The 21,385-nt window shown below is 46.0% G+C and carries 19 protein-coding genes and 1 pseudogene; 6 read left to right on the top strand and 14 right to left on the bottom strand.

The features are described from left to right. Positions 1-207: 207 nt before the first annotated feature. Positions 208-972 carry a hypothetical protein gene (locus EXZ60_RS16055; RefSeq protein WP_277435956.1) on the top strand — a complete coding sequence of 255 codons (765 nt, stop codon included), beginning with the start codon at positions 208-210 and terminating at the stop codon, positions 970-972. Between the two features lie 66 nt (positions 973-1,038). Here EXZ60_RS16055 and EXZ60_RS16060 read toward each other — a convergent pair whose 3' ends face one another. Both EXZ60_RS16060 and EXZ60_RS16065 read right to left on the bottom strand, forming a co-directional pair. Further along, positions 1,039-2,298: a site-specific integrase gene (locus tag EXZ60_RS16060; RefSeq protein ID WP_277435957.1), complete on the bottom strand. Its 1,260-nt coding sequence runs from the start codon at positions 2,296-2,298 to the stop codon at positions 1,039-1,041. A 269-nt stretch (positions 2,299-2,567) separates the two neighbouring features. Beyond that, a complete protein-coding gene (locus EXZ60_RS16065) occupies positions 2,568-2,759 on the bottom strand; it encodes a hypothetical protein (RefSeq protein ID WP_081245252.1) in 192 nt (63 codons plus the stop codon). 453 nt (positions 2,760-3,212) lie between these two features. On the opposite strand from EXZ60_RS16065, the gene EXZ60_RS16070 reads away from it, so the two are divergent. After that, positions 3,213-6,314: a beta-galactosidase gene (locus tag EXZ60_RS16070; protein WP_277435958.1), complete on the top strand. Its 3,102-nt coding sequence runs from the start codon at positions 3,213-3,215 to the stop codon at positions 6,312-6,314. Further along, a pseudogene (locus EXZ60_RS16075) lies at positions 6,304-6,458 on the top strand (substrate-binding domain-containing protein); the annotation flags it as partial. The gene EXZ60_RS16070 and the pseudogene EXZ60_RS16075, both read left to right, overlap by 11 nt. 15 nt (positions 6,459-6,473) lie before the next feature. Here the strand turns inward: EXZ60_RS16075 and EXZ60_RS16080 are convergent. Further along, positions 6,474-6,851 carry a YijD family membrane protein gene (locus tag EXZ60_RS16080; protein WP_017044864.1) on the bottom strand — a complete coding sequence of 126 codons (378 nt, stop codon included), beginning with the start codon at positions 6,849-6,851 and terminating at the stop codon, positions 6,474-6,476. Beyond that, on the bottom strand, positions 6,851-7,492 hold the full coding sequence (gene fabR, locus EXZ60_RS16085) for an HTH-type transcriptional repressor FabR (protein ID WP_017048583.1): 642 nt from the start codon (positions 7,490-7,492) through the stop codon (positions 6,851-6,853). The genes EXZ60_RS16080 and fabR overlap by 1 nt, the downstream gene beginning before the upstream one ends. A gap of 286 nt (positions 7,493-7,778) precedes the next feature. Between fabR and sthA the strand changes: the two genes are divergently transcribed. Next, entirely contained in the window at positions 7,779-9,179 is a 1,401-nt protein-coding gene (gene sthA / locus EXZ60_RS16090; protein WP_017048582.1) for a Si-specific NAD(P)(+) transhydrogenase, read from the top strand. Positions 9,180-9,282: 103 nt separating this feature from the next. Here the strand turns inward: sthA and dinF are convergent, their stop codons facing one another. From dinF to lexA, 3 genes are all read right to left on the bottom strand, one after another. Continuing rightward, complete coding sequence (gene dinF / locus EXZ60_RS16095) at positions 9,283-10,626, bottom strand: MATE family efflux transporter DinF (RefSeq protein ID WP_277435959.1); 1,344 nt, start codon at positions 10,624-10,626, stop codon at positions 9,283-9,285. 62 nt (positions 10,627-10,688) lie between these two features. Beyond that, entirely contained in the window at positions 10,689-11,507 is an 819-nt protein-coding gene (locus EXZ60_RS16100; RefSeq protein WP_017044869.1) for a class I SAM-dependent methyltransferase, read from the bottom strand. Between the two features lie 94 nt (positions 11,508-11,601). After that, positions 11,602-12,225 carry a transcriptional repressor LexA gene (gene lexA / locus EXZ60_RS16105; RefSeq protein WP_026028591.1) on the bottom strand — a complete coding sequence of 208 codons (624 nt, stop codon included), beginning with the start codon at positions 12,223-12,225 and terminating at the stop codon, positions 11,602-11,604. A 319-nt stretch (positions 12,226-12,544) separates the two neighbouring features. Here lexA and plsB point away from each other — a divergent pair, with 319 nt between their 5' ends. Beyond that, positions 12,545-14,968 (top strand): glycerol-3-phosphate 1-O-acyltransferase PlsB, encoded by a 2,424-nt coding sequence (plsB, locus tag EXZ60_RS16110; RefSeq protein ID WP_277435960.1) that lies wholly within the window; start codon positions 12,545-12,547, stop codon positions 14,966-14,968. 81 nt (positions 14,969-15,049) lie between these two features. On the opposite strand, the gene ubiA is transcribed toward plsB, so the two are convergent. Next, complete coding sequence (gene ubiA / locus EXZ60_RS16115) at positions 15,050-15,904, bottom strand: 4-hydroxybenzoate octaprenyltransferase (protein WP_088720706.1); 855 nt, start codon at positions 15,902-15,904, stop codon at positions 15,050-15,052. Next, positions 15,901-16,455 (bottom strand): chorismate lyase, encoded by a 555-nt coding sequence (locus EXZ60_RS16120; protein ID WP_013855487.1) that lies wholly within the window; start codon positions 16,453-16,455, stop codon positions 15,901-15,903. The genes ubiA and EXZ60_RS16120 overlap by 4 nt, the downstream gene beginning before the upstream one ends. A 236-nt stretch (positions 16,456-16,691) precedes the next feature. Here EXZ60_RS16120 and EXZ60_RS16125 point away from each other — a divergent pair, with 236 nt between their 5' ends. Continuing rightward, entirely contained in the window at positions 16,692-17,099 is a 408-nt protein-coding gene (locus tag EXZ60_RS16125) for a flagellar basal body-associated protein FliL (RefSeq protein ID WP_013855488.1), read from the top strand. 31 nt (positions 17,100-17,130) lie between these two features. Here EXZ60_RS16125 and glpG read toward each other — a convergent pair whose 3' ends face one another. From glpG to ftsE, 5 genes are all read right to left on the bottom strand, one after another. After that, positions 17,131-17,964 (bottom strand): rhomboid family intramembrane serine protease GlpG, encoded by an 834-nt coding sequence (gene glpG / locus EXZ60_RS16130; RefSeq protein WP_064624135.1) that lies wholly within the window; start codon positions 17,962-17,964, stop codon positions 17,131-17,133. A gap of 8 nt (positions 17,965-17,972) precedes the next feature. After that, on the bottom strand, positions 17,973-18,293 hold the full coding sequence (gene glpE, locus EXZ60_RS16135) for a thiosulfate sulfurtransferase GlpE (protein ID WP_010316900.1): 321 nt from the start codon (positions 18,291-18,293) through the stop codon (positions 17,973-17,975). Positions 18,294-18,688: 395 nt separating this feature from the next. After that, entirely contained in the window at positions 18,689-19,546 is an 858-nt protein-coding gene (gene rpoH / locus EXZ60_RS16140) for an RNA polymerase sigma factor RpoH (RefSeq protein WP_013855491.1), read from the bottom strand. A 175-nt stretch (positions 19,547-19,721) separates the two neighbouring features. After that, the gene (ftsX, locus tag EXZ60_RS16145) at positions 19,722-20,690 is read right to left on the bottom strand and encodes a permease-like cell division protein FtsX (RefSeq protein ID WP_013855492.1); all 969 of its coding nucleotides are present in this window, start codon (positions 20,688-20,690) and stop codon (positions 19,722-19,724) included. Further along, positions 20,680-21,354: a cell division ATP-binding protein FtsE gene (gene ftsE, locus EXZ60_RS16150; protein ID WP_277435961.1), complete on the bottom strand. Its 675-nt coding sequence runs from the start codon at positions 21,352-21,354 to the stop codon at positions 20,680-20,682. The genes ftsX and ftsE overlap by 11 nt, the downstream gene beginning before the upstream one ends. Between the last annotated feature and the right edge of the window lie 31 nt (positions 21,355-21,385).

The following is a 21,385-nucleotide window of genomic DNA, read 5'->3' on the forward strand; positions in this document are numbered from 1 at the left end:
CTAGCTTCAGTGCTTCTGCTTTAAATTCAGCAGAATGGAGAATACGTTTTTTCTTGTTTGTCATGGTTCACCTCATTAGTGATTGTACTCACTTAATTAGGTGTCCAAAACTGGTGGTGCGGATCACTGTTCTATATTTCTCAAAACACAGACATCTCATACAGCGTAGAAAGCGAAGATAAAGAAGAGTTACAACGAAAGATCAATATGGCAATCAACAACGTGCATACGAAAATTGATAGCCAAATAGAAAAGATGAATGAGCAAGCAATAAAGCACTTATTGCCTAACCGTTCCTTTCGTTGGATCGAAAAAAATGAAGATAGAATGGTCTACTTTGTTTGGTCAATGTTGAGGTTTTTTTCAACAAGAACCGACGATTTAGATGACCAAGAACGAGCATTTAGTTACGAATTTGCCGTACGCTACTGCTTACGGCACTTACATGATGAAGAAAGAAATCCATATCATATTTCAGGATTAAATAAGTTACCGCTTAACAGTGCTGAAGCATTGGAACTTGTCTATGATTTTTTTGACCAATGGGATGCAAAAGCCTCTGCGAAAGAAAATCTCATGAGCATTTTAAAAGAGAAATGGCGCTACATAAGTCATCACTTGAATCCAAACTACAGCTGGATAGAACCAAAAAACAAAGCACAGAACATATGGATTTATAACTACATCAAATCCAAGCTGGAATTTCTACCGCACTTGATACAACCCGTGTTAGCAACGCAGTATTACAATAGCAACATTGCCTTACTCGACACCTTATTCACATGTGATCAAGATAAAATACCCAACCCAAATAGACGAAGAAATAAAAGGAAAAGTTCATCGAATGCTGAAAGTTCATCTCGTAGCGAAGAACGGTTCATAACCAGTAATGACGTTATGTATAAGATGATGAAGGCTTGGAAGCAAAAGCAGTTTAGAGAAAAGACCGGACGCGCATCAGCTAAATCTTAATCAAGCAATACCGCTCTTACTCTATGCATAAAGAGCGGTTAATCTGACCGTAAAGCAAAGACTAAATTAGGCCATCTTAGCTGAAGGTAATGGGTGGACGTTCGCTTCCATTAGCGATTGCAACTTGTTCCCCCATGCCTCCAGAACCTTCAACTGCTCATCAATATAATCGTGATGGTTATAGACTCTGAGCATACCTGGAAGCTGGTGGCCGACTGTTTTTTCAATCGCTACGATATCTAACCCCATTTCACTACAACGGCTGATAAAGGTACGACGCAAGTCATGAGGTGAAAAGCGCTCAAAATCGGTAGGTAGATTACGTTTGATCAATGCCCGTACTGCCGCAGGTTCTTGCACTTTATCGACCATTAGCTGGGGCCATACCAATTTCCACTTACTTGGCACACTGTCACGCTGCTCTTTTAGAAGTGCAAACAAGTAGCCACTCAAAGGTACTTTACGTGCATCTTGGCTTTTAGTGTGTCGCTCTTCTGAGCTGGCTGGTAATAGCCAAATTCCCTCATCAAAATCTAATTCACTCCAACGCATTTCCAGTACGGCACTGATACGCTGTCCACAACCAAGTAGGAACTGCATTAAACGGATGTTCGAGGGATCTGTACGCCATGACGGCATACTCGTTAACAGAATATTTAACTCTGAAAAGCTTAAATTACGTTTTGTGACTTTAGAGCCGCCACCAACGTCTTTTGCTTTCAGTTGTGGTGCAGGATGAGTATCGAGCATATTTAGTGCTAGGGCATGGTTAATCACTTGATTGATGATTTTATGACAAACCCCGATAGCCCCCGCCATACGCTTACCGTCTTTATCGACCTTCGCATCAAAGACCCGGTTGAGGTCATATATGCTCAAATCAGCCAATTTGGTGCTACCGAGAATCGGCTTGATATCTCGATAGTAAATGGTCCTCGACTGGTCACCACGAAGTTGTTTTGAAAGACGTTTTTCATCGAAGCTAATAAACGCATCGTCAAAGGTCTTCGCCTCATCTTGCGCTCGTTTCTCGATATCCAACTCAACCTTTGGGTTCTTACCATTCTCCAGCCAACTACGATAACGACCCGCTTCCTTTCGCGCCTGATCCAATGTCATCCCGCGCTCTGGTTTGATCTTCATGTATCGACCCATCGAGATTTTTTCGTGTTTCTTCCCTACTTGAAAACGAAAGATCCAAGTCATTGTGCCTGTTGGACGAACTCGAATGTTCAATCCTTCGACCTTCTTATCGGGGATCGAGTATTCCTTATCCTGTGGCTTCAATGCTTGCAACGTTGCATTGGTACTGATTCGTTTCGGCATCGTTGGAAAACCTCTGCATTTCTGGGTACGGCTCTGGGTACGGCGTGGGGTACGGCAAACGTCGAGTTTCTATTGTACGGCTTTGGACTTCACCGGACAACACGATTACAAAAAACAAAGAAAATCAGGTGGTTAACTTTAAAAAATATAACTCTATAGACTTTGGCGGATTAAAGGTTCGATTTACCCACCACATGGAAGCAGGTGTGATGCTGGAGAAGATTAAATAAGACTTTCAATCGATATTTAAATTTCGATTTAATCGGCTTTCACGCATTCGTACTGACAACATTACCTATTATGCTGCTCGCTCTGACTAACGATTTAATCAGGGCGGGCGATGCAGAGCCCATACGATAACCGTTGAGATCGCCGCTTACCTTCTGTCCCCAATGCAGAATCTCTGCATACTCACCCAATTCTACAATCAGTAGAGCCTGCCCACCGGTTAATTCAATCAATGGTTATCTGTCATTTTGCCTGACTTTGAAGCAGGAAATTACATCGCATCATAATGAATAGAACAAAATAATCGGTGAGCCAAACTAAATGCATGGGAACGTTTACAGATTGATTTTGATATAAACGTCAGATCCAAAGCCAATCTCATCAAGGAAAGTTCATCACTCGCCGTTAAAATTGCTTAAAAACACATTCAAGAGAGGATGATCACACGAAAGAAGAATAAATCCGTTATTACTATGAAAATGTAAACTCCACAATGGAAACGTTTCCACATTTTATTTACACTGAGTAGCAAGCTAGGACTCAAAAAATAAAACGATTAGCTACTCTATGTATGGCACTGTTTTTGGCCGCGTTAGCATCGATTACCAAAGCAAAAAAGTCATCCATTACGGTATTCACTACCGTAGCTCAACACGGTTAGAAACAAAAAATCAAGTAGGAAAACCATGAAGGCATTTTCAGATATTCTCCAACGACGTGACTGGGAAACCCCACAATCAGTGAATATTCACTGCTTAAAAGCACACAGCCCACTTTCCAGTTACCGAGATATTGACCATGCCCGTGACGGCGTTTACGCCCAACGTCAATCGCTGAATGGCCAATGGAAATTCAAAGTGTTCGACTCGCCAGAACAAGTCGAAGGCGAGTTTATTCAAACCAAATTCAATGACACGAACTGGGATGAAATAACGGTTCCTTCCAACTGGCAGCTACAAGGCTACGACAAACCAATTTACACCAACGTAAAATACCCGTTTGAAGTAAACCCTCCATTCGTACCAGCCGAAAACCCGACAGGTTGTTACCGTACTACGATTTCCCGCTCAGAAGCCGATCTTACCAATACCCAGCGCATCATCTTCGATGGTGTAAACTCAGCATTCCACCTATGGTGCAACGGCACTTGGGTGGGATACAGCCAAGATAGCCGCTTGCCTTCCGAATTCGACTTATCACCCTACCTAGTGGCTGGCGAGAATACACTTGCCGTGATGGTGATGCGTTGGTGTGATGGCAGCTACCTAGAAGACCAAGACATGTGGTGGCTAAGTGGTATTTTCCGCGACGTAGCTCTGCTTTCTAAACCGCAACACTGCATTGAAGATGTATTCGTCACGCCAGATTTGGATGCGTGTTACCGCGATGGTTCACTATCAATCGTGACGCACATTTCAGCGCCAGATTGTTACCAAGTGCAAGTGCAGCTCTTTGATGGTGAATGCGCAGTGACTGAGCCGCGAATTGATCGCCCACACAACCGCCGTATTGACGAGCGAGGCACATACGATGACGTGGTATTTCAAACATTGCACGTTCGTGAGCCAAACAAATGGAGCGCAGAAACCCCGAATCTATACCGCCTAGTCATTTCCTTATTAGATGAAAACGGCATGCATCTGGAGAGTGAAGCCTATCATGTGGGCTTTCGCAAAGTGGAAATCACTGATGGTCAGTTGAAACTCAACGGCAAGCCTTTGCTGATCCGTGGCGTTAATCGTCACGAGCATCACCCAGAGCTTGGGCATGTGATGACAGAAGAAGACATGATCCGCGACATCTGTTTGATGAAGCAATACAATTTCAACGCGGTACGTACAGCGCACTACCCAAATCACCCTCGTTGGTACGAACTGTGTGACCAATACGGCTTGTACGTGTGCGATGAAGCGAACATCGAAACCCATGGCATGCAGCCGATGAATCGCCTTTCGAGCAATCCACAATGGACGCACGCATACATGAGCCGCTACACCCAAATGGTGATGCGCGATAAAAACCATCCTTCTATCATCATCTGGTCTTTGGGTAACGAGTCTGGCCACGGCAGCAACCACAATGCGATGTACGCTTGGTCGAAAAACTACGATCCGTCACGCCCTATTCAATATGAAGGTGGCGGTGCCAATACCGCAGCAACCGACATCATTGCGCCTATGTACGCCCGTGTGAATACAACGATTGCAGATGAAGCAGTACCAAAATGGCCAATCAAAAAATGGATTTCTCTACCCAACGAAACTCGCCCACTGATCTTATGTGAATACGCCCACGCGATGGGTAACAGTTTGGGGAGTTTCAATGAATATTGGGATGCATTCCGCGAGTTTCCTTGCCTTCAAGGCGGCTTTATCTGGGATTGGGTAGACCAAGGCTTGAGCCAATGGGACGAGAACGGCCAACACTTCTGGGCTTACGGTGGCGATTTTGGCGATAAAATCAATGACCGCCAGTTCTGCATTAACGGGTTGATCTTCCCAGATCGCACTATGCATCCAACATTGGAAGAAGCCAAATACTGCCAGCGTATGATTCGCGTGTCGCTGCAAGAACAAGCGAAAGGATTCTGTCATCTATTAGTAACTAACGAAAACCTATTTCGTGCAACGGACAACGAGCAATTGAACTGGTCACTTTTGGAAGATGGCAAATTGATTCAATCTGGCTCTGTTGTGCTGAACATCAAAGCCGATAGCCAAGCAACCGTAGAGATTGCTTTTGAATTTACACCTAAAACAGAAGCGCGATACCACTTGAATACTGACATCACCTTAGTGGCTGAAACACTTTGGGCACCCGCGGGACATGTGAGCGCTTCTGAGCAATTTGCGCTACGCAATACCGCAGGTCTCGCCATGCCTAAATTGGAAACGCAACCAGCCCCAGCGATAAGCCAGCAAAAAGGCATGATCGTAGTCACCAGCCTAAATGAGAAGCATCAATGGTGCTGGGATAGTCAAACAGGCTTGATGATTGATTGGCAAGTCGATGGCAAAGCGCAAATGCTGGCGGCACCGCAAGATAACTTCTTCCGTGCGCCACTGGATAACGATATTGGTGTGAGTGAAGTGGATAACGTAGATCCAAACGCTTGGGTATGCCGTTGGGATATGGCTGGTATTGGCCAATGGAAACGCGAATGTGTCAGTTGCCATAGCGACATGTTGGCGCATGCCGTGCAAGTAACATCAACTTTCGCTTACCAATTCAACGGTGCCGTGCAAGCCATCACCACTTGGACGCATACGCTGAAAAACAGTGGCGAAATGCAGCTGACCGTTGATGTGACACTTGCCGATGATCTACCACCCATGCCACGTATCGGCTTGGAGTTGCAATTGCCATTGCATGAGCAGAGTACACCAATCACTTGGCAAGGTTTAGGTCCGTTTGAGAACTACCCAGACCGCCTATCTGCAGCACGTTTTGGCTTGCACACGCAAACGCTAGAAGAGATGCACACTCCGTACATTTTCCCAACCGACAGTGGCTTACGTTGTGGAACTCAATGGCTGCAAGTGAACGAACTGGCGATATCTGGCGATTTCCAATTTAGTGTCAGTCAATATGCTCAACAGACGCTGGCAAAAGCAAAACACACCTGTGATTTAATGGCAGAAAAAACCATTTATGTGCGCCTAGACCATCAGCACATGGGCGTGGGTGGTGATGATTCTTGGAGCCCTAGTGTGCACAAAGAATTCCAGCTAACTGGCAATAATTACGTTTACCGAATATCGTTCAAAGCAATTTCGCATCGTATTTAAAAACGCACCGATAACGGCTATCGCCACTTACAACGATTACGTGGCAGCGGGATGCATGACGCTATGACAAGAAAACGGCGTCTACATCCCTGTGATATGTCTTTGATAGGCTTGGATGACGGTCACATCGCACGCTATATCTACCTAGTCATTGATGACTTAGTCGGCGCGATGGCGACCAAGAAAACCCAATTTTCTTCCAACCCAGAGTAGCAACAACAGCAGTACGAGAATGGCGAAAAAGTTAGAACCAGAATCTGGATATTGTGCTTTGATAAATGCCGAATGACCAAAAGCACCGACAAAGAAACAGGCAAGCGCTACCAATGGAAGATCTTCCGCCACCGGATGGCGCAAATATTCTTGATACAACGCCTGCACAGAAAGCACTAATGCAATCAGTGGGAAAATGGAGAACGGAACTTGGCTAATGGTTACCCAAGACAATAAGGCATCGCCGCACATACCTGCGATGAGCGCTAGCACAAGTGTTTTTCTTTCCGAACCACGATGGGTTGTGTTGTTTTCATTCGACATTACTCTATCCCCCCTTTGAGCCGATTACGTTCACGTTCTTTGCGATACCAAAATGCCCCTTTGGCTAGCATTCGCAACTGCATGATCAAACGTTCAGCAAGCTCATCTCGCTCACGTCGATCTAAATCTAAAGCTTCAGCGCCGGAGCTGAACACCAAAATAACGGAAGCTTCGGCCTGAGTTAATGCCTCGTCACGACCCATGCCTGTCGTCATCAAATACTCTGTGAGCTCTGCGGAAAAGTGCTGTATTTCTCGCACTACCGCGGCACGAAACTCGCAAGAAGTACCTGAGCGTTCTCGCAGTAATAGGCGAAACACATTGGGACTACTTTCAATAAATTCCATGAAGGTTTCAACCGACGTACGAATCACACTGCCCTCTTTGACAATGCGCTGCCGTGCTTGGCGCATCAATTGGCGCAGCAGTAAACCGCCTTCATCAACCATGGTTAAACCCAACTCATCCATATCTTTAAAATGTCGATAGAATGAGGTGGGCGCAATCCCCGCCTCGCGGGCCACTTCTCGTAAACTTAAGTTAGAAAAACTCCGATCGGCACTTAATTGGCTAAATGCTGCATCAATCAATGAACGACGTGTTTTTTCTTTTTGTAATGCGCGAATTCCCATCGATTTCATATTAAGTCGCTTCTCTTTTACTATCTGAGCCATACTATAACGTGATTGAGCACGTTGTCTAAGCCACAACATCGCCTCTTTGGACAAAGTGACCAATTAAACAGTCACCTAACCTAATTTCAATCACTCGCCACAGTAAGATGGGCAAAGCAATAACATAAAGTGGCATTTTCACCTCTCGAGCGTGATCCTCTCCACTCTCTGATGGCAACATCGTTTACCGCACTGATGGATCAGTTAAAATCTCGCTACAGCAATGTTAAACAAATACAACAAGGAATAGAGTATGGCGAACCAAAACCACTTCGATGTCATCGTAATTGGTAGCGGCCCAGGCGGAGAAGGCGCCGCAATGGGTTTGACTAAAGCGGGGTTTAATGTCGCCATTATCGAAAAAGAGAGTAGTGTTGGCGGAGGTTGTACCCATTGGGGCACCATTCCCTCCAAGGCGTTACGCCATGCGGTCAGCCGCATCATCGAATTCAACAGTAACCCTCTGTTTTGTAAAAACAACACCAGCATTCATCTCACCTTCTCTGATATTTTAGGCCATGCTAAATCTGTGATTGATAAACAGACTCGCTTGCGTCAAGGCTTTTACGATCGCAATCAGTGTACGCTGATTTTTGGTAACGCTAAGTTTACCCACAAAAATACCGTGGCGGTTACGCACGCTGACGGCAGCATCGAAAAATACAGCGCCGACAAATTTGTGATTGCGACTGGCTCACGCCCTTATCAACCTGATGATGTTGATTTTACTCATGAACGAGTTTACGACAGCGATTCGATTCTCTCGCTTAAACACGATCCTCGCCACATCATCATTTATGGCGCTGGCGTCATTGGTTGCGAATACGCTTCGATTTTCCGCGGATTAGGCGTCAAAACCGACCTCATCAATACCCGCGACCGCTTGCTGTCGTTTCTGGATAACGAAACGTCTGATGCACTCTCGTACCATTTTTGGAACAGCGGAATTGTGATTCGTAATGATGAAACCCATGAAAAGATTGAAGGCACTGACGATGGTGTGATCGTTCATTTGCAATCGGGCAAAAAAATGAAAGCCGACTGTATCTTGTATGCCAATGGACGCACGGGCAACACTGACAAATTGAACCTCAAAGCGGTGGGCCTGAATGCCGACTCACGTGGCCAACTGGCCGTCAATCGTAACTATCAAACCTCGGTGGAGCACATCTACGCAGTCGGTGATGTAATTGGCTACCCAAGCCTGGCGAGCGCAGCCTATGATCAAGGTCGATTTGTCGCTCAAGCGATTGCTCATGGTCAAGCGCAAGGGCACTTAATTGATGACATTCCAACTGGGATTTACACCATTCCTGAAATCAGTTCAGTGGGCAAAACAGAGCAAGAACTCACCGCGGCCAAAATTCCGTATGAAGTTGGCCGCTCTTCGTTTAAACACCTCGCACGAGCACAAATTTCTGGCAAAGATATCGGCAGCTTGAAAATTTTGTTTCACCGAGAGACAAAAGAAATTTTAGGTATTCATGTGTTTGGAGAACGCGCGGCTGAAATCATCCATATCGGACAGGCAATTATGGAGCAAAAAGGCGAAGCCAATACCCTCGAATATTTCGTCAATACCACCTTCAATTATCCAACCATGGCCGAAGCCTACCGCGTGGCGGCGTTAAATGGCCTGAATCGATTGTTCTAATCATCGACCTAATTCTGCCTGCTAATAGAATGAAAGCCGCTAACGAGTGCGGCTTTCTTTTTGGTAACCTAGTAAGTGAAATACTTAGGGATAGATTCGGTGATCAAGTGAGAAAAACACCGCGTCGCCATTGTGAGATAAAGACCACACCTAAACTGATGCCGCGCATCGCCATAAAGCTGATCATCGCCATCCACAGGGCGTGATTACCCAAAGACTGAGCCAGATAGAAAACGCTGAAAAAACTGCACATCGCGACAAACATGCTGTTGCGCATCTCTTTACCTTTGGTCGCGCCGATAAAAATACCATCCAATAAAAAACACCACATCGCGGTTAACGGCATCGCCACCAGCCACGGTAGATAACGGTTAGCCGCTTGCTGAACTGCGTTAATGTCAGTGATCAGCGTGATCAACGCCGATCCCCACACCGCAAACATCACCGTTAACGCTAAACAGATTAGCGCACTCCAGAAAAAACTGCCGATCAGAGCACTTTTGAGCTGCGCCTCACTTTTTGCACCAATCGCTTTGCCAACCATGGCCTCCATCGCATAGGCAAAGCCATCCATGCCATAAGAGATCATCATCAAAAAACTCATTAAGACAGCGTTAGCCGCCACAGTTTGATCGCCAAAAGCCGCCCCTTGAAAGGTCATAAAGCTAAACGCCGCCTGCAAACAGAGTGAACGCAGGAAAATATCGCGATTCAATTTCACAAAGCGGCTAAGACCTTGTGTCACTAAAACACCTAGCTGCAGTGGCGAAGGGAGTTGATGCCGCAACCAATAGCGCCAAACACACAGTAAGCCAAAGCTCATGCCCGCATAATCGGCGATAACCGATGCCAGCGCAGCACCTTCCACTTTCCAGCCGAAACCCAACACAAACAGAATGTCCAACGCGATGTTGGTTAAGTTAGTGATGATTACCATCCACATTGGCGCTTTGGCATTTTGCGTGGCTAACAGCCAGCCGAGCAGTACAAAGTTGGCCAATGCGGCGGGCGCACTCCACGCTCGAATCACAAAATACTGCAACCCATATTGCTTTACTTGCTCACTGGCACTGCTGGCTGAAAAAATCGCATCGCCAATCCATCGATGCAGAATCAAAAACAACAACGCAAATGCCAGTGCCATCAAGAGCCCTTGCAACAAGACTAACGCCAGTTTTTGTGACGATTGTTCACCGTATGCTTGCGCCGCAAGGCCTGTGGTCGACATTCTTAAAAAACCGAGTAACCAGAAAGTGACACTGACTACCGTACCGCCAAGTGCTACCCCACCTAAATACCAAGCGTGTTCCAGATGACCAATCACCGCCGCATCAACTAAACCTAACAGCGGTACGGTAATATTGGACAGCACCATAGGTATCGCCAGTAGCAACACTTGTCGATGTACGGAACGATTCGATAACGTTCGTAAAATAGAGTGCAACACGTTGACCTCTCATGGGTGAGAGCAAAGTGTAGCGGAGTGATAGGAGGACGGCTAGCGGTTACTCACCAACGGACATAAACTAAAACGGGTGTTAAGCGCAGCTTGTAAACCATCACCTTACTTAACCAACGTTGCCATAATTTCCAGCGGCCACAATGTTGATCGAGCGGTGAAAACGTTTTTGCCGACGAAGCCCAAGGCAAGACATTGAGTACCGCTTCGGTTGGATTAGCAAAACCATGTCCGTAATGGCCTGAGCCCATTTTCTGACCTAAAGCGGAAGCAGTTTTGTCTCCAGCCAGCATTAAACAAGCCGCCGCATTAGAAAAATGCAAACCCAATGCGCGGATAAAATAGGTGAGTTGCTGCGCCGTACAATCTAATAACGCATGCTCACAAACGATTAAAACGGCTGAGGATTCCGCAATAGGCAATCCATCCAACCACTGAAGATCATCGACACTGCCACACACATGTTGATAACGCTCACTGCGATGAAACAATTTCTGCCGCCACAGCAGGTTTTCGGTGATATCGAGTTCTATCCAATGGCAACGCCCGTTGTCTACCCGATAAAAACGGGTATCTAACCCTGCACCGACATTAATGATCCATCCATCAGGGTTGCGCTCAATAAACGCGCGCACTTGTTGATCGCACAATTGCGTTAAGGTCGCATGCAGCAATTGTTTTTGATCGATATCACCGCTTAAACATTCGGGGGCTAAGTGACAGCTCTGGCAGGCTTTTGCAGCGATCGGATCATACACTAACCCGTTATCAACCAAACTTTCGCGGCTACGAAACCACAACGGTTGAACTAAATTGGTTGGAATATGATGACGTGGGGTTAGTGAATGTTTATCGGTAGGCATTACCATCTTCCTTATGTCGCAACTCGATGTAACAACAAGGAAGATGATAATGAATATCAGTTAGAATAACAAGTTATTGAGAATAGATCTCAATAATAAATCACATCCAATCGGTATTGCGAATAATGCCGACGGCCACACCTTCAATGGTGAGCTGCTGAGATTTAAGATCCACTTCAATCGGTGAGAACGCTTCATTCTCTGCGTGCAATAACACGGTAGAGCCTTTGCGTTCTAGACGTTTTACCGTCACATCATCTTCAACACGCGCCACCACCACTTGCCCATTACGCACATCTTGTGTTTTATGCACTGCGAGTAAGTCACCGTCCATAATGCCAATATCTTTCATACTTTCGCCTTGCACACGCAGTAAGAAATCCGCTTGAGGGCGAAACATATTGGGATCCACTTGGTAATGCGCTTCGACATGCTCTTGCGCCAAAATAGGCTCTCCCGCTGCGACTCGACCAATTAAAGGCAGGCCAAGATCTTCTGGCTCATTGGCAGCTTCAAGTAAGATACGCAACCCACGAGAGGCACCCGGAATAATTTCAATCGCTTGTTTACGAGCCAGTGCTTTTAAATGCTCTTCTGCGGCATTGGCGGAACGAAAACCCAGCTCGCGTGCGATTTCAGCGCGAGTCGGTGGCATTCCGGTTTCGTCGATCTTACTGCGGATAAGATCAAATACTTGTTGCTGGCGGGGCGTTAACGGCTTCATATCTCACCTGTCTGTTTATACAGTTAACTGTGAGTATATCCAGTAATCGAATAAATGGAAGAGCGGACGCTTATTTTTTGGCTATTTACAAAAAATGCCGCAATCGACCGATAAATACCTCACCGATTCACTCACCGCGCTCGCAAGTGATGCTGTTTTACTAAACAATAATGATTAAAAGGTTTGACCAGTTTCTGGTATCCTTGCGGCTCAAAAATAGCTAGCCGCTTCGGCGCATATCGATTTCTCTGAGTATCAACTCACAGGGAAATGGACATGCGCTTAAGCATATTGAAATATTCTTGAGGCGACGACCTTTATGTCTTCTGGACACTCATTATCTCGTTCACTACTAAAATTACCTTTGTCTGCGTTGGTCAAAGGCACGGCGATCCCTTCTAATCCAATAGAAGACCACGGCATTGATATTCACAAGCCGATTGTTTACGCCTTACCTTTTCGCTCAAGTGTTGATTTGCTCACCTTGCAAACTCACGCCAAAGAACTGGGTTTACCTGACCCGCTGCAACCACTTGAGCTAAACGGCAAAAGTTTTGCCCGTTATGTTTTCATCTCGGCGCGCCCAACCTTGATGCGCAGTGATCAGCACGTTCCTAGTGACTCTATCGCTCTTTTTTCTGAACTGCTTGAGCTACATAAGTTTGATACGGAATTGGACGTTCAAATGATCCCAGCGACGGTGCTTTGGGGACGTAAACCAGGTAAAGAGGGGCAAGAGAAACCCTATCTCCAAGCCTTAAATGGCCCACAAAAAGCACTCGCGGTAATTTTTGCTGGACGCGATTGCATGGTGCGCTTTAGCCCCGTCGTTTCACTGCGCTATATGGCTGATTCACACGGCACCGACGAATCTATCGCGCATAAATTGGCACGAGTGGCTCGTATTCATTTCTCTCGCCAAAAGCTGGCAGCTTCTGGGCCAAATTTGCCCAATCGCCAAGCGCTGTTTAACCGCCTAATTAAATCACAAGCGATTGAAAAAGCGATTGAAGATCAAGCGAAAGCCAACAATATCTCCCTCGAAAAAGCGCGCAAAGAAGCGCATGACATCATGGATGAGATTGCCGCTGATTTCTCTTACTCCTTAATCAAGAAAGGAGAACGCATACTGGGCTGGTTATGGAACCGCATTTACCAAGGGCTTAATATAAATAATGCCGCCACCGTACGTCGCCTTGCGCAAGATGGACACGAGATTGTCTATGTCCCTTGCCACCGCAGCCATATGGATTATCTCTTACTTTCTTATGTGCTGTATCGCGAAGGTATGGTGCCACCGCATATTGCCGCCGGAATCAACTTGAATTTTTTCCCAGCAGGTCCGATTTTCCGCCGTGGCGGCGCATTCTTCATTCGTCGCAGCTTTAAAGGCAATAAGCTCTATTCGACCATTTTCCGCGAATATCTGGCCGAGCTATTTGCCAAAGGCTATTCGGTTGAATATTTCAGCGAAGGTGGCCGTTCACGCACTGGCCGTTTACTGCCAGCGAAAACAGGCATGCTGGCGATGACCATCCAAGCCATGTTGCGCGGCCTTAACCGCCCGGTGACCCTCGTGCCTGTTTATATCGGTTATGAACACGTGATGGAAGTGAGCACTTACGCCAAAGAGCTACGCGGCAAAAGTAAAGAGAAAGAAAATGCGGGTTTAGTGCTGCGCACGATTCGCAAGCTGCGTAATTTTGGCCAAGGCTATGTCAATTTCGGCGAACCGATCCCGCTGAACCAATACCTTAACGAGCAAGTGCCAGAATGGACGCAAGATATTGACCCTATGGGCAGCACCAAGCCGCAGTGGATCAACCCTATTGTTAACCAACTGGCCACCAAGATGATGACGCACATTAACGATGCGGCGGCGGCCAATGCCTTAACTTTGTGTGCCACCGCGTTACTTGCTTCACGCCAAAGCGCACTGGCTCGTGACAATTTGGTTAAGCAAATCGACTGCTATTTATCGCTACTAAATAACGTGCGCTACTCAGCAACCTGCACTGTTCCTAAAGCCAGTGCGGAAGAACTGGTTAACCACGCACAGTCGCTCGACAAGTTTGTAATTGAATCCGATACCATGGGTGAGATTATTTCCCTTGATCGCAATCAGTCGATTTTGATGACCTACTATCGCAATAACATCATTCATCTGTTTGCCATTCCCTCACTGATTGCGCAGATGTTGATCCGCCAGCAAACACTATCACTAGAGCAGATAACCGCCAGTGTGACACTGATTTATCCCTTCTTAAAGCAGGAGCTGTTTTTAAGCTTTGCGCAAGATGAACTCGCAGATGTAGTCAACGCTTACGTTAACGAACTGCAACGTCAACAATTAGTAACGCTAGAAGAGGGTGTCGTGGCTATTAATCAAGCCAAAACACAAGTGTTGATGCTGCTCGGTCGTACCATTTCAGAAACCCTACAACGCTACGCGATTGCTCTCAATCTATTGGTTGCCAACCCTGAAGTGGGCAAATCTGATTTAGAGCAAAAAAGCCAAGAAATTGCACAACGTCTTGGCCGTTTGCATGGCATCAATGCCCCTGAGTTTTTTGATAAAGGGGTATTCTCCGCCCTATTTGTCACGCTCAAAGAGCAGGGCTATTTGGATGTTGATGGCAATTGCCATTTAGAACCAACCGTTCAGCTAGCACGCCTACTTTACTCGATGCTCTATCCTGAAATTCGCTTAACCATTCAAGAAAGTCTCTGCCAAGCGAACTAATCGGTCGTAAGAAACAGTAAAGGCATCCCAATGGATGCCTTTACTTTATTCGTGAAGTACTTACAAAAACTAGTGAACTACTTACCAAAACGCAAAAAGCAGGCCCAACGTTAACACCATGCCAACGTGATTGTTATTGAGAAAAGCGTGGAAGCATAAATCACGATCACGATGACGAATTAAACGCTGCTGATAAACAAACAGAGCCGCTGCAGCCAATACTGACCAATAAAAACTCGCCCCTAACTGATAATAGCCACCAAGTGCGATCATCAACGCCAGTACCAATAACTGTAAAATGCCGATGATGATTTTATCAAAACGACCAAATAAAATAGCGGTCGATTTGACTCCGATATTGATATCGTCATCACGATCAACCATCGCATACTGCGTATCATACGCCACAGTCCACAACGCATTGATCAAAAATAGCCCCCACATCACCGCTGGCAATTCGTTGGCTTGCGCCGCCCATGCCATCGGAATAGACCAACTAAAGGCCAGCCCTAATACCAACTGCGGAAGGTGTGTATAACGTTTCATGAACGGATAAACAAACGCTAATGCGATACCAACAAAGGAGAGCTGAACCGTGAGTGGATTCATGGTCAAAACCAGCAGGAAAGAAGTGATACCTAGCGTTAAAAACAGTGCAATCGCCTCTTTGGTTGTCACACTCCCGGCAGGCAAAGGCCGCTGTTTGGTTCGTTTAACATGTCCATCGACTCTGCGATCGGCAAAATCGTTGATCACGCAACCCGCTGAGCGCATCAACAACACCCCCAACACGAATACCAATAATACTTTAGGATCGGGGAAACCTTGCGCGGCTAAAATCAATGCCCATAAGGTTGGCCACAACAATAGCAAAGAACCAATTGGCCGGTCCATGCGCATCAGTTGCCAATAAGCACGCGCCTTAACCAAAGTCATGACACTCTCTCCTTAGAGTAAATCGGTGAAAAGGGTAAAAACAGCTCCGCAACTAACATCGGTTTATTATTCATCCATAATCGTGAACGGCGTGCAAGCAACGGCCCCTCTTCCATCATTGCCCAGCCCACTTGTAGTGCGTCACGCTTAACGTGCTCAGCACGAAAAACCGTTAACCCAAGCGGGATATCACCTTGGCGCGCTAAGTCATATTGCTGACCCAGCATCGAAGATTGAGGAATTAAAGTACGGCCTAAAACCCATGGCTGTTGATCACCACGCAGCACAACCTGACGTAACAAACAGGCTTCATCAGATAACAGAGCCATCTCATCGCCCTGTAATTTTTCTGCCTCAACGAGCTTATTGTGCAGTAGTTCAACGCTCAGTTGCTGACACTGCGCCTCTAACACGCGAGATAATGATCCTTGCTCTAAAAGCCAAGACTGAGAAACCTGATCAGGAAAAGAAAAAACGTCAGGTTGTTGCCAAATTACTTCTCGCAAAGCAGACAGATAGAGCGAAATTGATTGATTCATACTAGTATTCAATTAGTGGCTTTATCAACATACAATAAAGGTCCATTTTTGGTTAACACAACCATAAAAAGCGCTCACTCACAGAATCCCTCGGTTGGAGGTTAAAAACCCGCTTGTAAAAACGGGAAGCAACAACTGCGGTATATTCCAAACAACGAGATAAGCATTTTGATTACAATCCGATGCTCTATTGTAACAAGACTCAAGCGATTCGAGTATCGTGAACCAACTAAAGAAAAGATAGAAATATGCTTAAACGTTATGTAGCCCAAATAATTATCGCTCTAAGCTTGTTTTGTGCGTTACCAAGTTATGCACAAGATGAAAAAGCGCCTAGGCTGGCGTACTTTACCTTAGAGCCGGATCTCACCACCAACTTTTTCACTAAAGGAAATAAGTTAGGTTACATCCAAGTTCGTATCGACGTGATGGTATCCAGCGACGCCGATTTACCCGCCGTTGAACGGCATCAACCACTGATTCGTGATGCCATCGTCGAGCTACTCGGTAAACAGACCGAAGAGACGATAAAATCACTCGCAGGTCGGGAAGATTTAAGAAAAACGTTGGTCACAGAGCTCAACGCGGTGTTACTGCCTGAAATAGGCCGAACCATTATTGCTGACCTACTGTTTACTAAATACATCTATCAATAGAGCAGCGATTGCCGCTCTATTGATGTTTTGCTTAACGAGTTCGATGACGGCTGGCGTCATTTAATCCAAAGGCGATTCCTGAAAATAGGCCCGCTAAATGCGCGCTGTTGGCAATCGCCATAAAGGGTTGTACAAACCCGAGCACCAACCACACCAGCATGAAACCGATCACGGGTTTGGGCATTTGCAAGCCAAGATGAGGGGCTTTCCAACCAAGCATCCATAGATAACCGACCAACGCATAGACCACACCCGATAAACCACCAAAATTGGCTCCTTCAACCCAGTACTGAGCCGCACCGGACAACAGTGCTGACACTAAAAATAGCTGTCCAAGTTTGAATGAGCCAAGCCGTTTTTCAACATCGCCCCCCAACTGCCACCACCATAACAAGTTAAAGACGATGTGCAGCACAGAGAAATGAAGTAAAGCATGACTAAACCAGCGCCAAATCTGCCATTGCTGCCCAGCCAAAGCAGGAAAATGTAATGCGGAAAATACTTGATTGGCTAGCCCAAACTGCTGCAATGCAAAGATAATGGCGCATACCATCATCACGCCCAGTGTTAAAGGCCCAGCTTTGGCTTTGAGCATCGCCAACATGCTCGGTGAACGATATTGAAAGTGACTTTTGCGGCTTTCAGCCACATCCCATGAAGCGGCTTGATACTTTCTATCATTTGGATTGTGCAGAAAATGGTTGAGTTCTGCTTCGGCTTCAATCTGATGTTGCTCATCAAGTAACCATAACGCAAATTGACCACTCCCTTCCGGCATCATTTGAATCTCAATTTCACGAGAGGCCATGTAATCAATAAAGGCTTGCGCCATTCTTGGGTTATTGAGCGTGATCAGTCTTAACATAAGTCATCCTAATTGCTGGTTACGGGCAAGCCTGCACGATGCCAAGCTTCGAATCCACCATCCACACTATACACCTGTTCAAAACCTTGGTTAATCAGATACTGTGCAGCACCTTGGCTGCTAATACCGTGATAACACATCACTAAAATGGGTTGGTCAAATTCGCTTTTTTCCATAAATGAAACCATGCTGTCGTTGGTTAAGTGGAATGCGCCATTTGCATGTGCAACCGCAAAAGATTGCGCATCACGAATATCCACTAATTGCGCATCATGTTGTTCCATTAAAGCTTGTGCTGCTTGAGCATTGATATGTTGAAACTGATCCATCGCTTCCTCTGATTGGTTTTATTTTTAGCATTTGATTGTAACCTATCCCAAGGCAATCAAGTACACGGCCTTTATAAGGTTATCCACCACTGATCACTTTTTCGCCACTTGTGGATAATCTTGTGGATTGCGTTGATAAAGTAGTAAATGAGAAATAGATCCACAACATGTAGTGATGATCCTTACTTTTCTGTGTGTAACACAATACATATCCCCAAATATAAAACGGTGTTCAAGCCTTGATTTAACCGACTTGATGACAGCTCACGAATAATTTTGTCACAGAGTTATCCACAATCAGCGCGCTGAAAATTTGATCACTTAAAGTGATCAAAAATAAAAAAACCGAGATCTTACGATCTCGGTTTTTAATGCGCTTCACAATGAGTCAGTGATTAGAACTCGCCGACAGCATCCTTTAGCTTCTTCATTGCATTTTTTTCTAGCTGACGAATACGCTCAGCTGAGACACCATACTCTTCCGCTAACTCTTGTAGCGTAGCTTTTTGATCATCCAACCAACGAGAGCGCACAATATGTTTACTGCGTTCATCTAAGCTAGCCAACGCCAAGCTTAAACGATTGTTGGTGTGATGCTCCCAATTCGCCGCTTCAATGTTATCCGCAAGATCCGAATGCTTATCTTCGAGATAAAGCACAGGTGCCGTGTAAGAAGAGCTCGAATCATCGTCTTCCGCCGACATTTCAAAGGTGGCATCTTGCGCGGCTAAGCGTGATTCCATTTCTCGCACTTCAGCCGGGTCAACGCCCAACTCACGGGCAACCGCTTCCACTTCACCGCTATTAAACCAGCCTAAACGCTTTTTCGATTTGCGTAGGTTGAAGAATAGCTTACGTTGCGCTTTCGTGGTCGCTATTTTTACAATGCGCCAGTTGCGTAACACGTATTCGTGAATTTCAGCTTTGATCCAGTGCACAGCAAAGGAAACCAGTCTCACCCCAACTTCTGGGTTGAAACGCTTCACCGCTTTCATTAAGCCAATATTGCCTTCCTGAACTAAATCCGCCATGGGCAGGCCATAACCAGAATAGCCACGAGCAACGTGAACAACGAATCGAAGGTGCGATAAGATCAACCCTTTCGCCGCTTCAATTTCACCTTTGTAATGTAATCGCTCTGCGAGTGACCGCTCTTCTTCCGCGCTCAGCATTGGGTAGCTGTTCACTGAACGAATGTAGCTGTCTAAGCTGTCTTGTGAAACGAGAGCCATTTGATACGTTTGGTTTGTCATTCAATTCCTCATCAATTTCTGATCTGGAGTAATGGATGTTTTTAACCCGACAATCTTGAACCTAAAATGAACAAGATTCAAGCAAGGGGAAACTATTATGCATAAACAAGTCGCCTATACAAGTGCTGTGGCTAAAGCTAGCCAACAGTTATTGCCTACATATGACAATATTCAACTAAACTGGTTCAATTTCTTTTAAATGACGCTGCGCAGATACTTTTGCCGCTACGCATCCTAAGAAAGTACCGAGCATCAACAGCAGTAAGGATTCATCCCAACTTAGGCCAATAAGACGAAAACGGCTGTCATACAGTAGGGCAAGATCTTCAACAGCACCGTTCAATAAAATAGTCACAAAAGCGGTTAACAGCCAAGCGGCGAATGCGCCCAACAAGCCAAACCACATGCCAGCATAGAGATAAGGGCGCAAAATGTAGCGATCGGTGGCACCGATCAATTTCATGGTTTGGATCTCTTCTTTATTGGCTTGTACGTTAAAGCGCAAGGTGTTGCCCACAATCAGAAATACAGCGCCCAACATCAATACCGATAAACTCGCGACAATGATCGCCGCTAAAGTTCGAATGGCGTTTAACCTAGCAAGCCAATCTTCATCCAAGCGAACATCCGTGACGTCTTGTTCTGCTTGTATTTTTTTCGCCAGCGCTTTGATTTGCTCTTGCTGCTCAACCTGCGGGGTAACAATAAGCACGCCAGGTAAAGCGTAATCATCCAATAAACTAATGGCTTGTTCAAACCCGGCGTATTGACTCAGGTCATCCAATCCTTGCTGCGGTGAGATGTACTCCACGCTGGCGACATCGGCCAAACTTTCTAGCTCATCTTTCAACACCATAATTCGTGCTTCAGGTGTGCGCTCATGTAGATAGACACTGATCTGAGCAGGGCTGGTGACATTATTGGCTACAGACGCGATATTTTTGCTCAGCAGGTACATACAGGCTGGCATCGCAAGCGCCATCGAAATAACGGCGAGCGTTAAAATATTGCCGAGTGGGCGTGACCATAAACTTGAAAATGAGGCCTTGGCCTGCTTAAAGTGGATGGCTAAAAAACTATCGGTTTTGGCCCGTTTCGGTTCACGTGCTTTCGCGTTCCTTTTATTCGACGACTTAACGGCCATAGTCTTCTACCTCGCTTAAAAAACCTTGGTTAAGTTCTAAATGACGATATTGAGGACGCGTGTTGACTAAGCTGATGTCGTGCGTCGCAAACAAAATAGAGACTCCGGCACGGTTAAACTCTTCAAACAGTTTAAGCACACGGTTAGAAAGCTCTGGGTCTAAGTTACCCGTAGGCTCATCGGCCAGCAGTAAGGTAGGTCGGTTCACGACCGCTCTTGCGATACCCACTCGTTGCTGCTCACCTCCAGAAAGTTGGCTCGGTAAACAGCGTGCTTTGTCTAATAGATCAGTTTTATCCAGCGCGGCTGAGACGCGACGCTTAATTTCATTTTCTGAAATCGATTCAATGCGCATTGGCAATGCCACATTGTCGTAAACCGTTCTGTCCATCAGCAGGCGATGATCTTGAAACACAATGCCGATGTTGCGGCGTAAAAAGGGAATATCTTGATTGGGAATACGCGTAATATCGTGACCGTTAAAGCTGATGCGCCCATCGGTTGGACGCTCAATCGCACAGATTAACTTCAACAAGGTGCTTTTACCGGCTCCGGAGTGCCCACCCAAAAACGCCATTTCTCCTCGGCGTAGGTGAAAGTCGACCTTTTGCAGCGCCTGACGGCCTCCGCGATACGCTTTGCTGACTTGTTGAAACTTAATCACTCGCTATTCCTCTCACCAGTCTCCATTGGAT

It is taken from the genome of Vibrio sp. 1151_11, from assembly GCF_029478525.1.
GTDB lineage: Bacteria > Pseudomonadota > Gammaproteobacteria > Enterobacterales > Vibrionaceae > Vibrio > Vibrio anguillarum.